The organism is Campylobacter sp. JMF_01 NE2 (assembly GCF_027737365.1).
Lineage (GTDB): Bacteria > Campylobacterota > Campylobacteria > Campylobacterales > Campylobacteraceae > Campylobacter_B.
Genome location: NZ_JAOVTR010000001.1, coordinates 217,431 through 230,861 on the forward strand (window position 1 = coordinate 217,431; position 13,431 = coordinate 230,861).

Here is a 13,431-nt window from a genome sequence, read left to right on the forward strand (position 1 = left end):
ATTTCCCCTTTTAACGAAATAAAGTGCGATTATAACCCGTGTTCATTAAAGCATTTTAAAATTTAAAACTAAAATTACACTAAAATTATATAAAATATAAAACTTATTGATATTATAAAAATTTAAATAAGAATTTTTAAAAAATTTAAAAAAGGGGCGTAAATTTAAAATTTACGCCCAAGCAAGAGATTTTGGATCGATTTTTTCTGCGCCAAAATACTTGCCATACACATCGTTGTAGATAATTCCCAAGCACTCTTTAAATCTCGGATCCTCTTCTGCGCTAATCGCGTTTAAAACAGCTGTTTTGACGCTAGCAGGGTTTTTAGGCTCACCGCTTGTGCGAAGCGCGTCCATAAATTTGTCATAAAGCTCGTCAGCATGGACATAGCTCATCAAAAATCTTGCCTTTTGGTAAGCTGATTTTTCGAAAGCCATATCGCCTACTAACGAAGGTTTATCTGTGAAAATAAAATTCTCACTTTTTTCAAATTTCTGCTCTTTTAGCTTTTGATCTACTAGCCCAAGCGCGCTAGCTAGCCCGTATAAAATGCCAGCTGGGTGCGGAGGACAGCCAGGGATAAAGACATCGACTGGAATTACGCTTTGCGCACCGCCCCACACGGCGTAACTATCATGGAAGATTCCGCCACTTGAACCGCACGCACCCAAGGCTACGACGATTTTTGGCTCAGGGATTGCCTCATACGCGCGCAAAAGCGGATAATACATCTGCCTAGTAACAGGTCCAGTTACGAGCAAAATATCGGCGTGGCGCGGGTTTGCGACGAGCTTGAAGCCAAATCTCTCTGGATCCCATTGTGGAGCAAGAGTGGCGAAAATCTCGATTTCGCAACCATTACAGCTACCGCAATCGACACGAAAAACGCTGAAACTTCGCCTAATTTGTTTTAAAAATTTTAATTTATCATCGCCGCTCATCACACAATCCTTTGATAATCATTTTCTCGCATTTTCGCTGCTGTGTTTTCGCGTTTGCAAGCAGGGCAAATTTGCGTATATTCTCTGGCTAGCTTTTTGCGATCATCGCTCATATTTGAAGCCGTGATTCTACTAAGCGCGGTTTGGACAAAACGCTTCGAAGTAAAGGCCTTGCCACACTGTGAGCAGTTATGCGCCTCCATAGTGCCACACACATGCAAATCAGCTCGATTGAAATTCACGCCTAGTTCAAATTTAGAGCTAAGTTTGATAGCCTTTGTAGGGCATACCTCTTCGCAACGACCACAAAAAATGCACCTGCCAGTATCGTATCGCCACACTACTGACTTTTCATCTTCGATTTTGACGCTGATTGCGTTTGGTGGGCAAGCCACGCCACAAGACGCGCAACCAATGCACAAAGCATAGGTGTATTCTGGGCGGCCTCTGAAATTTTCGGTCATTTCATACGGCGCTAACGGATAAGGCTTTGTAACAACTCCCTTTTTTTTCACTAAATCAAAAATTTTCATCTAATTTCCTTTTTGGCAAATCGCTTTAAGCTCTTTTCCGGCTAAAATTTTGCTTTTTCCGCTTTTTATATCAACCACGGTTAGCCTTTCGGTGCATGAATAGCACGGATCTAGGCTACATACGATAAGCGCGGCATCGGCAACAGTGTAACCACGAAGCTGATGAGCTAGGGCTGGCCAGTTGCTAAATGTAGGAGCCTTAACGCGCCATCTATAAACCTTTTGGCTTCCGCTTTGCATTATCCAGTGTATATCTTCGCCGCGTGGTGCTTCGATACAGCCGATTGCATAGCTATTTGGCGTTATACGATAATCACTACTTACGATAATATCGCCGCCCGGCATCAAGTCAATACATTGTCTAATTATGCTAATAGCATCTATCGTATCATGATAACGAACTTTTACTCTACCATAAACATCGCAACTAGTTTCGGTATTGATATTAAATTTAAGTTTTTTCGTAAAATCATCAGGGTGATCATAACGAACATCTCTTTTAAACCCGCTAGCTCTTATAGTAGGTCCTACTGAGCCGTAATCCCTACCTACCTGCGGATCTAAAACACCGATTCCCTTCCAGCGAGACATTTGTCTTTCATCATTTATGATAACATCCCAAATTTCATCAAATTCTTGTTCGATTTTAACAAGCAAATGAAGCATTTGTTTTATCTCTTTTGCTCTAATATCTCTTCTCATACCGCCAACAGCAACAGTTCCGTAAGTTTTACGACCGCCTGTAATGATTTGAGCTAAATCAAGCGTATATTCACGAATTCTAAAAACATGCATAAATGCGGTGTAGTTTCCTGTAACTTCACACGCTAAACCGATATTTAGCAAGTTCGAGTGAAGTCTTTCAACTTCTGCACTCATTATACGAAGCGCTTGCGCGCGCTCAGGAATTTCTAACCCCATAGCGTTTTCTGCGGCTCTTGCCATAGCGATAGAGTGCGCAAAACCGCAAATTCCACAAACTCTCTCGGCTAAAAACGCCATTTGAGTGTAGTTCATACGATTTTCGGCTAGTTTTTCCATGCCTCTGTGCTCATAATACAGCCTATAATCCGCATCTACAATCGTATCGCCGTCGCAATAAAGCCTAAAATGCCCCGGCTCATCAGCCGTGATATGAAGTGGTCCAAGCGGGATAGCTTGGGTATTTACGCCAGTTGGCTTTTTAAATTCATAATCAGGCTCTACGCTTAATGGATCTGGACGGAATTTATAATTCATCTCATCTTTTCTAAGCGGATATAAATCTAGTGGCCAATCATCACTCATAGCAAGTCTTCTTGGATCGATTAACCCTTCCGCTCTAAGCCCAAAGAGATCAAAAGCTTCTCTTTCATACCAAACAGCAGCCTTAACGAGTGGCGTAACTGACGGATAAACAGGATCATCAGCCGGAATTAAAGTTTTAACGGTTATAAAGCATTTCTCTTCTAATTCATCATCTTGGCTAAATTTAGAACCCTCCATAGAAAGCACATAATAAAGCGCAAAATGTTTATTTATAGGCCTTTCATCGTTTGCTACCATCGTCACTAACCAACCGCCGATACCATAATATAGCTTATTTACCACAGCAGGCAGGTCGTTTCTATCGACCAAAATCGTTATTTGTTTATCGGTTTGTCTAGTGGTTTCAAGTATGTTAAATTCGCTTTCGATTTGACTAATGTATAAATCACCTATCATCTTAAATCCTTTATTAAATTCACGCTCAAATCAAGCAAATTCCAGAAAAACTCAAACTTCCAAAGTCCAAAAGCGATAACAAAAAAGCCCAAAAATATAAGCGGTAAATTTTCAAACAAACTCATCTCTTTATCGTATTTTAACTCGCTTTGGTTTTTGCCAAATGAAGCTAGGAAAAAGTGTGAAAAGTCCGCTATGAAAATAACTGCTAATGCAATCGCAAAAATAATCGCTACGACATATCGCTCTGTCAAAATTGCTTGTGTAAAAGTCATAAATTCGCTTACAAATATCGCAAAAGCTGGAACTCCAACAAGTGAGCAAATCGAAATTCCAAAAAACACGCAAGTAAGCGGCGCGGTGTAGGCTAGACCGCCCATTTTGTGCATATTGTTTGTTTGGTAAATTCTCCAAGTATTTCCCGTGGTAAGGAAAGCTAGGGCTTTTGTAAGGCTGTGAGCTAGGCAATGGAAAAGTGCTGCTGCTACGCCGATTTTCCCGCCAACTCCCAAAGCAAATGCGATAACGCCCATATGAACTACGCTGTGATAAGCAAGCATGCGTTTTACATCGTGTTGAGTTACCAAGAAATACCCAGCCACATAAAGTGTAATCACGCCACTTACTAGCATAGTATCCATTACAAATTCCATGCCGACTGAATTTGCAGCGATAAAATAGTATCTAATGAGAGCTAGCATTGCGACTTTTAGCACTATACCGCTAAGCACAGCAGAAGTCGGAGATGGACCTTGTGCGTGAGCATCAGGAAGCCAAGTATGAGTTGGAACAAGACCTGCTTTTGTGCCAAATCCCACAAGAGCTAGGATAAAAATAACTTTCATCGTAAGCGGATCGATTTTTTTATCAATCAAATCCGTAAATAAAATCCCGCCGCTTGAATAAAGCAAAATAGTAGCCAACATAGCAAACGCTAGACCAAGAGAGCAGATCATTACATATTTATAACCGGCTTCTACGATTTGTTTTTTCTTATTATAAACAACCATAAAAACGCTACTTAGCGTTGTTGCTTCGACAGCTGCCCACATAATAGCAATATCATTTGCCACAGCAGATAGTATCATAGCAAATGTCGTGATATAGGCTAAAATTAGCATTTTTTTGATTTTTTTAGGACTTTCATCTCTCCAACCAAGATAAGTAGGAAAATATAGCGTTACCAAAGTCCCTGTAATGCCGATGATTGTCAGATAAATTCCACCCAAGCTATCTAAAAACAGCATTTTATTTAGTGCGAAAAGCGGCGAATATCCTATAAGCGAAATAGCTTTAAAAATAACCGCACAAATAATTAGCGCAAAGACCAAATTCGCGACTTTTATCTTGTTATCAGGCACGAAATAAATCAACGCCGCAAATATTAACGGCAAAATAAGCAATAAACATATTATCATACTCAACCCTTTAACTCGCTGGCTAAATTCGTATTTTGGCTACCAAAGACCTCTTTGTATCTAACCGCCAAAATAGCCATAATCGCGATTCCAAACACAGCGTCGCTTAAAATTCCAAGCTCGACTAGCGAACTAGCATTACAAGCGTTTGTGGCTAAATTTAGATGAACCGCGTTTTCTATCAAACAATAAGCCAAAATTTGTTTTAAAAACGACCTTCTTAAAATAAATCCGCAAACCCCAATCCAAAATGTAAAAATCGCAGCGCAAATGACAAATTCATTTTGGATAATTGCAAATTTCATAAAGATTGGCGTCAAAAGATAAGCTAGCCCAATCGAAAAAGCAAAAGCTATCACAGGCGATAAGAAAAAGCCAGTGTATGGGTCGTTTTCGTGCTTTTCATCGATTCTAATAAGGGTAAAGAAAAGTATCGCAGGCACCAAAATCACCTTGGTAATGACCGCGATTATCGCCCACGAATACAGCTCGCCAGCTCCAAATTTGGCCGCCATGATAAAAAATAGCGTCACCAAACAAAGGGTATTTAACGCATAAAGAGAAATTGAAATTTTATAATCCCTAAACGAAAATACCGCCAAAGAAATCATCATCAAAAGTATTGCAAACACTTCCATATCAAACCCCCGCAGCAAACAAAATCACGCTTAAAATGCCAAGTCCTAGCATCCACGAAGCGTTTAATTTCAAAGTCGAAAGCATTGCATACCTAGGACCGAAGTTATCGATTAGCACGGCAAGCGTTGTGGCTAATTCGACCAAAATTATCGTAAAAATGCAATCTAGTAGTAAATTATTAAACCCAAAAGGGATAAAAATTTTAACAAATAGGCAAATTACAGCAAATTGTTTTAACATAGCGCCAATGTCGATGAGTGCCAAATCTCTACCGCTAAATTCAGCCACGACGCCTTCTTGGACCTCTTGTTCTGCTTCTGCTATATCAAAAGGCTTTCTTGACATTTCAATATAAACAGCCCACAAAAACACAATCCCAGCGACTATAAACGATGCTTTTGCGCCGATTTCGCCATTTATCACAGCTTGGTGAATTTTGACCAAATTTGTATCGCCAAACATCGCACAAACCACGATTACACCGCAAATCATAATAGGCTCAGCATAAAGAGCAAGCATATTTTCTCTGTTTGCGCCGATTGCCGCAAATGGGTTTAGGCTATCAAATGCTGCTAAATTTAAAATAACTCTAAATGCGACCAGCAGATACACGATAACAATCAAATCTGAAATGCTCTCACACCTAGCGGCCGTTAGCATTACCAAAAACGCTCCGATTGCCACGAGCAGATATGGCGTCCATTTAAAGACAAAATGGGCTGAATTTGGAGCCGTTCGCTTTCTGCGCAAAAGTTTTAACAAATCATAATAAGTTTGCCAAATCGGAGGTCCTTGGCGAGACTGGATTTTTGCGCGCAAACTTCGACAAATACCGTCAAATAGTGGCATCAAGGCAAGAGCTAAAAGTAGTTGTAATATCATAGTTTGCCTCCAAAAAAGTAAAATATTCCCACGCCCATAACGCCAAGATAAAGCACCATATAAAATGCATAAGTAGCACTCTTGCCGTTTTGCATAATGGCGATTTTATCGGCTATTTTCATATTTATATCAATTATTGGTTTATAGATATATTCCATAAAAACATCTTTTACGACAATGCTGTAAGACGCACCTTTTTTGCGCATTTTTATGCACATAAATTTAGCCAAAACTCGCCTTAAATCACCCACGGCTGTGTTTGAATTTGGCAAGAAATCGTTGCTGAATTTAAATCCGTTCGCCCACGGATCGCTTAGTTTTGGTTTATCAAAAGGCGATTTGAAAACTAGCAAAATCACAAATGGCAAAATTAACATAGCAATCAAACATAGCCAAAGCAATGAAAACGATAGCGTCGCTCCGCTATCTGATACTGGCATAAATGACCAAATTTTACTCACAAACATAGGCGATGAAAGAGCCAAAATCACACAGAAAAGCGCCAAAATCACCATAGGCACGAGCGAGAAAATCGAAGCCTCTCTATACTCGCCTTTGGCTTTGCCACTAAATATTAATCCATAAAATTTAACGAAGGCAAACGCACAAAGCACGCCAGCTAGCGTCAAACCGATAGTTGAAAGCGCAAAAACTAATCTTGAAATTCCAGGATCTGTTTTTGATAAAAGCGCTTTATATATCAACCACTCGCTCGCAAAGCCGTTAAATAGCGGAATTGCGACTATGCTTAACACAGCTATTAGCGAACAAAACGCAGTGATTGGCATAAATTTGGCCAAACCGCCCAAAGAGTTGATTTTTAGCTTTTTGCTTGCATTGTAGATATTTCCAGCAGCAAAGAACAAAACAGCCTTGAACACGCTGTGATTTAAGCTATGCAAAATCGCACCAGCCAAACCAAACGCAGCTAATATATTATTATTAGTCGCCAAGCCATAAAGTCCAGCACCAAGTGCTAGCAAGATAATTCCCATATTTTCAACAGAACTATATGCGATTAGTTTTTTATACTCGTTTTGAAGCGCAGCAAAAATGATACCCCAAACAGCACCAAATGCGCCCAAAATCATCATAGCTAAGGCAAAAGAGGCAGGGATTTTGGCAATTAACATAAATTTAATCAAACCAAAAATTGCGACCTTACTCATCGCAGAACTAAATAACGCTGAGACATTTGAATTTGCAAGAGGATATGCTAGCGGGCTCCACACATGAAACGGTGCAAGACCAGCCTTCGTGCCAAATCCGATAAAAAGCAAAATGCAAATAAATAAAGATGAAGCATTGAAATTCCAGTCGCTAAAATGCAAACTTCCAGCACTATGCGCCATAATCAAAAACGCTATAACGATACAAAACGCACCCACTTGCGCCACGCCAAGATATAGCATAACTGTGAAATTTGAGCTTGGAGTGTCGTTGAATTTGAGCATTAGCGCAGAAACTAGCGTCATTAACTCCCATAAAACCACGAATCCAAAGACATCATTACTACTAATAACCATTAGCATGCTTAGCATAAAAAAGCTAAAAAGCGCAGATTTTACAGCGAAATTCAGCTTGAAATTTTGCAAATATCCAAGCGAATAAATCGCACTCATCGCGCCTATAAAACATACTATAAAACTAAAAAACGCACCCAAAGGCGTTAGCAAAAAGCTTGGTTCAAACAAAAATCCCCTAAGCACAAATTCGCTACTTCCATGCAGTTGCGATAGGAAATACAGCGCGCCCACTACCGAAATAGCGGCATTTGAAATAAATCCAAAATACAAAGCAGTCTTTTGCGAATTATAAAGAGCTAAGCTGATAACGCCTATTAATAAGTATGAAATAAAAATAAATTCAAGCATTGTCATCCTTATTATCGTTAGATTTCAAATTCGGATTTTTTGCCCCTTTGCTCTCTTTTTTCGGTTTAGAGGCTACTTTTTGCGGTTTTATCTCATCACTAGGCTTAGCTTCTACTTTTGGCTCGGCTTTGACTTCCGCTTTTGGCTCGGTTTTTGCTTCGACCGTTTGAGGAGCTGGTTTTTGGACTACTTTCTCAGCTGACGCAGGAGTTAGGGCAGGAGCTGTTTGTGGGGCTGGTTTTTCAGCCGGTTTTTGGGCTGGCGCACTCTGTGGTGCAGAAGTCGTGTCAGGAGCCACTTTTTCAGCCACTTTTTCAGCTGGTTTTTCAGCCACGCTCGCTTCTGGCGCAGGTTTTGGCGCAGGTGGAGCCACGAACTCGCTTAGATCAACATCTCTATCGCTGATAGCCTTGATGAAATTTTGCATATTTTCCGTATTTTTGAGTTTTTTTCCGATTTTATGCTCCGAATTTGAATCTAGCATTATAATCGCACCTTTTGGACAGGCTTCGACACAGGCCGAGCCCTCTTGCCTACCATCACAAATATCGCATTTGACAGCGAGACTTGGAAATCCCGGTTGGCTAAGATAGTTCGCGTCTTTTTCGACTCCAAAAACACCAGTGCTATCTAATGAGACGGCGCCATACGGACAGGCTACAGTGCAAAGCCCACAGCCGACGCATAAATGCTCATTGAGATGGACAAAATCTGTTAAATTTTGCAAAGCACCGCTTGGGCAAACTACGGCGCATGGAGCATCGTCGCATTGGCGACATTGGTTTGTAGCAGAAGTTTTTTCTACTTTGAATACTCTAATGCGTGTAATTCCTAGTTTGCCGCGTTTTATAGATTCTTTAACACAAGCCTTCTCGCACGCCTTGCAACCTATGCAAAGCTCCGGATTTGTGATTACAATTTGATGAATTTTACTCACACGACAGCCTTTTCAAAGAAATCTGATAATTGACGCGTAAATTTATCAAAATTCGTCTAAATTTAGGTTGAAAAATTTATTTATTATTAAAATTTTATTAATATGAAACTAAAATTTAACTACCAAATTTTAAAATTTCGGTGTGAAAAATGTGTCATCGTGAATGTTGTTAAACGCACTTTCTAAGCTGATAAAAAATTTCGGGTGAGCCTTTTCATACTGGGCTAAAAGCTCCTTTGTCGCGGCTCTGGCGATTGGTTCCTTGCCTCCGTATTGTTTGGCTGGACAGCTATCTTCTTCGTTCATCACTGGAAGCTCATTTTGCGCCGCACACGCGCTTAGCTGGCGCTCTCTGGCTAGGATTAGTGGGCGGATTATTACTAGGCCGTTTTGGGCGGTGTATTTTGGAGCTAGGGTGCGAAGTGCGCCATTGTAGGTGAAATTCATAAAAAAACTCTCCGCAGCGTCGTCTAAATGGTGAGCTATGGCGATTTTGTTAAAGCCGTTTTCGAGTGCGTATGTGTAGAGATAGCCTCTGCGCATGCGCGAGCAAAAACTGCAAAATGTGGTGTTTGCGCGGATTTTTTCCTTGCCAAATTCGAAAATTTTGGTTTCAATGATACGATATGGGATTTCGTGTTTCTTAAAATGCGCTGAAATTTCGCCTAAATTCTCGCCTATACCATAGCTTATCGTGACGGCCTCGAACTCCCATTTTAGCGGGCTTACACTTTGGAAATGCTTCAAAATATGTGCCAAAGACATGCTGTCTTTGCCGCCACTTAACCCGAGCAAAATTTTATCGCCCTCTTCGAACATTTTGTATTTTGCGTTGGTTTGGCCGACCACGCGCAAAAGTTTTTTGGAGATATTTATCAAAGAAGTTCGACCATTTTTAGGGCTAAATTTGCGCTTATTTTCGCGCTTTTTACGACGAATTCGTCGAAATCAAACTCGGCTTTGTTTCCAGCCTCGTCGCTAATGGCTCTTAACACGCAAAAGCTAACGCCTAGCGCATGGCAAACCTGCGCCACGCTAGCGCCCTCCATTTCTACCGCGCTCGCGTCGAATTCGGCCCCAATCCAAGCTTTGCGCGCCTCGTCGCATACGAATTGATCGCCACTTGCGATAATGCCTGATTTTAAATTTAGCCCCAATTCCCTTGCCGCGCGCTGTGCGATTTCGTTAAGATTCGCGTCAGTATCCACAAAAATCGGGCTTCCAGGCACAAATCCATGTGGGTGGCCAAAGGCCGTGATATCCAAATCATGCTGGACTAAACGGGTAGCGTATAAAATTTCGCCGATTTTTAAACCCTCTTTAAGCGCGCCTGCAACGCCCGTGAAAATAAGCTTCTCTGCGCCGAATTTTTCTATCATCAGCGTGGCAGTAAGGGTAGAATTTACCTTGCCGATTTTTGAGTAAGCGATGATAAGCTCGTGCGCGCCGAATTTCGCAAGGTAGAATTCGTTGTTTGCATAATCAATCTTTTTGGCGTCTAAATTCGCCAAAAGTGGCTCTATTTCCTCTGGCATTGCGCCTAAAATTGCGATTTTCAAGCGTTTTCCTTTGCGAATTTTACAAATTCTTCTAGTGAGCTTAAATTTGAAATGCTAAAAGTCGGTTTGTCGGTGATTTTTTTGTTTATCCCTTTTAGCACGCTTGCGCCAAATTCGACGAAGCAATCAACGCTATTTTCGTAGTTTTTCACGCTGTGTTTGTATAGCACTGGGCTGATTAGTTGCGCCTTTAAAAGCCCTAGGGCTTCACTTTTTGTGCTGTAAATTTTAGCTGTTGCATTGGCTACGACTGGGGCGAAACTCTCATTTAGCGCAGGTTCTAAATGCCTCACAAGCTCGTCGCTTGCGCTTTGAAGCATTGGGCAGTGACTAGCTACGCTCATATTTAAAAGCATTGCGCGCTTTGCGCCAGCTTCTTTAAATTTGGCTTCCAAACTCGCCAAATCATCGCGGTTGCCAGCCACGACGATTTGTCCGTCGCAGTTGAAATTCGCAGCCCAAACCTGCTTGCCCTGCGCCCTAGCCTCATCGCAAATAGCGCAAACTACCTCGTCGCTAAGGGCCAAAACCACCATCATACCGGCATTTTTGCCCTCGCAAGCATTTTGCATTAATTTCCCGCGGATATTTACAAGCCTTAAAATTTCCTTTGCCTCAATCGCGCCAGCAGCGCCAAGTGCGCTAAACTCGCCAAGCGAGTGGCCCAGCAAAAACTCAGGCGAAATTTTAATCTGCTCATTTAGCGCCAAAACACACATCATCGAATTTAGCGCGATTGCTGGCTGAGTAAATTCAGAAATATCAAGTTTGTCATTTGCCTCAAAAAGCAAATTTGCAAAATCGATTTTGGTATGCGCGCTAGCAGTGTCCAAAAGCTCTTTTGCGCTGGCAAAATTCTCGTAAATTTCTCTGCCCATACCCACACTTTGTGAGCCTTGACCCGGGAAAATAAATGCGTATTTCATATCTTAGTCCTCGTGGTGATGACCATGTCCGCCGCAGCACTCATGATCGCCATGGTGGTGGTGTCCATGCCCGCCACAACACTCGTGATCTCCGTGGTGGTGGTGTCCGTGTCCGCCGCAGCACTCATGGTCTTCGCCATGATGATGTCCGTGTCCGCCACAACCGCAAGTATGTTCGCCCTCTGGCACGCCTGTCATTAGCTCGTCTTCGCTCGGCTCGCGGTTTTCGACGACTTTGACATTAAATTCTAACTCTTTGCCCGCAAATGGGTGGTTAAAGTCAATCGTAACATCTTCTTCGCCGATTGCTTTGACGATTACGCGGGTTGTCGCGCCGTCTTCTGCCTGACCGAAAAGCTCCATGCCTACGACCAAATCAATACCTGCAAATTCCTCTTTTGGCAAAATTTGGATAGCGTTTTCGTTGTATTCGCCAACGCCGTCACTTGGGGAAATTCTAACGATTTTGCTCTCGCCCTCGCCTAGACTTAGAACTTCATCTTCTAGTTTTTGGATAATTTGCTCTTTGCCAGTGATGAAGGCAATCGGATTTGCGTTGAAATTTGACTCTAAAATTTCGCCTGAATTTGCGTCTTTTAGCTCATAATACATTTTTATAACTCTGTTTTGCGCCATAAAATTCTCCTTAAATTAAAATTTATCAAATTTTGATTTTAGCGTGTTGGTGCAGCTTTGGCCTCTTTTGAATCAGGGTAAGATGATTTTAGAGCGTTGTAAAATTTCGTTCCGCTTGCGCTATCCCCGATTTTATCGAAGCTAATTGCTGTGTGATATAAAAGTCTTGGTGTGTAGTCTTGTTTTTGATTGTGCGAAATGCTCTTTTTGTAGTAATTAATCGCGTCCCCGTAAGAGCCCGAAAAATACGCCACTTCGCCTAACATATAATTTGATCTTGCTGGTTGATAATTTTTGCTAGCAAGGTAAGCGTAGCGCTCTTTGGCGCCTGCATAGTCTTTTTTCTTAAATAATTCCTCTGCCTCTTTTGCGATTGAAGCATTATCTTTGGCGCTAAAATTTGATTTATTTGTGGTAGTTGCACTAGCGCCCTTGGCACTTTGAGCGCCAGTATTTTTGCTTATTTCAGCGTTTTTTTTTACACTTGAATTTCCAAGTTTTGCATTAATTTCAGAAATTTGAGATTTTAGCCATGCAATATCTTTTTTCATCTGATCTAGCTCGCTGCTGCCATTACTGCGACCAGTCGTGCGAATCTCTAAATCAGCCACTCTGCTTTCTAAATTTGAAACTTTTTCATTAGCTCCTTCTACGACAGTGCGCAAACCCTCCATGTTTTCATTAACACTATTTAGGTTGTTTTGCATATCATTTACTTTTTTACGATTGTCGCGTAGGAATTGCTCGTTTTCTGTCAGACCATAAGAGCTATCTGAACCGATATTGCCAGCGTCAAATGCCGAAACTTCTGCATGTAAAAAAGCTGTAACGCCAAGAAGCGCCACAGCTAAATTTGATTTGAAACTCAAATTAGAAACCTACTTTGAATTCGTCGCGTCTGTTTTGAGCGTCGCACTCTTTTGTGCCATTTTTGCATACTGTATTGCTCTCGCCGTAGCTAACAACTGATAGTCTGTCGCCATTTACGCCTTGTGCAACCAATGCATCTTTTGCAGCTTTTGCTCTTTTTAGACCAAGAGCGTAGTTGTATTCATCTGTGCCCCACTCATCGCAGTTACCTTCAACTTTAACAGTTAAAGCCTCTGCGCCAGCTTGGTTGAATAAAGCTGCGTTGTTGTTGATTGTACCTTGTTGATCAGCGCGGATATTAAATCTATCGAAATCAAAATATACATTGCCAACTTCGCTTTGAATTTGAGCAGCTAATGCAGCCAATCTGTCAGCATCGCTTAAATTTGAATCTACCTCTGGATTCTTTTTAGAACAACCGCTCAAAAGTAGAGCAGCAACTGCAACTGAAGTTAAAACTAAATGTTTCATACTTATCCTTTCAAAAAAAATTACAAGATTATAGCATAAA

14 protein-coding genes are annotated in these 13,431 nt (G+C 41.3%); all 14 read right to left on the reverse strand.

The genetic code is table 11. The annotated features are described in order from the left end of the window. Window positions 1-171: 171 nt before the first annotated feature. Window positions 172-942 carry an NADH-quinone oxidoreductase subunit B family protein gene (locus OFO01_RS01180; RefSeq protein ID WP_270858352.1) on the reverse strand — a complete coding sequence of 257 codons (771 nt, stop codon included), beginning with the start codon at window positions 940-942 and terminating at the stop codon, window positions 172-174. Beyond that, complete coding sequence (locus tag OFO01_RS01185) at window positions 942-1,475, reverse strand: 4Fe-4S dicluster domain-containing protein (protein ID WP_270858353.1); 534 nt, start codon at window positions 1,473-1,475, stop codon at window positions 942-944. The genes OFO01_RS01180 and OFO01_RS01185 overlap by 1 nt, the downstream gene beginning before the upstream one ends. Continuing rightward, window positions 1,476-3,179 (reverse strand): hydrogenase large subunit, encoded by a 1,704-nt coding sequence (locus OFO01_RS01190; protein WP_270858354.1) that lies wholly within the window; start codon window positions 3,177-3,179, stop codon window positions 1,476-1,478. Continuing rightward, window positions 3,176-4,597, reverse strand: a complete 1,422-nt coding sequence (locus OFO01_RS01195; RefSeq protein WP_270858355.1) for a proton-conducting transporter transmembrane domain-containing protein — start codon at window positions 4,595-4,597, stop codon at window positions 3,176-3,178. The genes OFO01_RS01190 and OFO01_RS01195 overlap by 4 nt, the downstream gene beginning before the upstream one ends. 2 nt (window positions 4,598-4,599) lie before the next feature. Continuing rightward, a complete protein-coding gene (gene hyfE, locus OFO01_RS01200) occupies window positions 4,600-5,235 on the reverse strand; it encodes a hydrogenase 4 membrane subunit (RefSeq protein ID WP_270858356.1) in 636 nt (211 codons plus the stop codon). A gap of 1 nt (window position 5,236) precedes the next feature. Continuing rightward, window positions 5,237-6,118, reverse strand: coding sequence for a respiratory chain complex I subunit 1 family protein (locus OFO01_RS01205; protein ID WP_270858357.1), 882 nt, complete (start codon window positions 6,116-6,118; stop codon window positions 5,237-5,239). Further along, window positions 6,115-7,992 (reverse strand): proton-conducting transporter transmembrane domain-containing protein, encoded by a 1,878-nt coding sequence (locus OFO01_RS01210; protein ID WP_270858358.1) that lies wholly within the window; start codon window positions 7,990-7,992, stop codon window positions 6,115-6,117. Before OFO01_RS01210 ends, OFO01_RS01205 begins: the two co-directional genes overlap by 4 nt. Beyond that, on the reverse strand, window positions 7,985-8,929 hold the full coding sequence (locus OFO01_RS01215; RefSeq protein ID WP_270858359.1) for a 4Fe-4S dicluster domain-containing protein: 945 nt from the start codon (window positions 8,927-8,929) through the stop codon (window positions 7,985-7,987). Before OFO01_RS01215 ends, OFO01_RS01210 begins: the two co-directional genes overlap by 8 nt. Window positions 8,930-9,058: 129 nt before the next feature. After that, window positions 9,059-9,808, reverse strand: coding sequence for an ATP-binding protein (locus OFO01_RS01220; protein ID WP_270858360.1), 750 nt, complete (start codon window positions 9,806-9,808; stop codon window positions 9,059-9,061). Continuing rightward, a complete protein-coding gene (locus tag OFO01_RS01225; protein WP_270858361.1) occupies window positions 9,805-10,488 on the reverse strand; it encodes a 5'-methylthioadenosine/adenosylhomocysteine nucleosidase in 684 nt (227 codons plus the stop codon). The genes OFO01_RS01220 and OFO01_RS01225 overlap by 4 nt, the downstream gene beginning before the upstream one ends. Continuing rightward, on the reverse strand, window positions 10,485-11,414 hold the full coding sequence (gene fabD / locus OFO01_RS01230; RefSeq protein ID WP_270858362.1) for an ACP S-malonyltransferase: 930 nt from the start codon (window positions 11,412-11,414) through the stop codon (window positions 10,485-10,487). The genes OFO01_RS01225 and fabD overlap by 4 nt, the downstream gene beginning before the upstream one ends. 3 nt (window positions 11,415-11,417) lie before the next feature. Further along, entirely contained in the window at window positions 11,418-12,050 is a 633-nt protein-coding gene (locus OFO01_RS01235) for an FKBP-type peptidyl-prolyl cis-trans isomerase (protein ID WP_270858363.1), read from the reverse strand. Between the two features lie 38 nt (window positions 12,051-12,088). Beyond that, a complete protein-coding gene (locus OFO01_RS01240) occupies window positions 12,089-12,919 on the reverse strand; it encodes a hypothetical protein (RefSeq protein ID WP_270858364.1) in 831 nt (276 codons plus the stop codon). A gap of 1 nt (window position 12,920) precedes the next feature. Then, entirely contained in the window at window positions 12,921-13,391 is a 471-nt protein-coding gene (locus OFO01_RS01245) for an OmpA family protein (protein WP_270858365.1), read from the reverse strand. Window positions 13,392-13,431 lie beyond the last annotated feature (40 nt).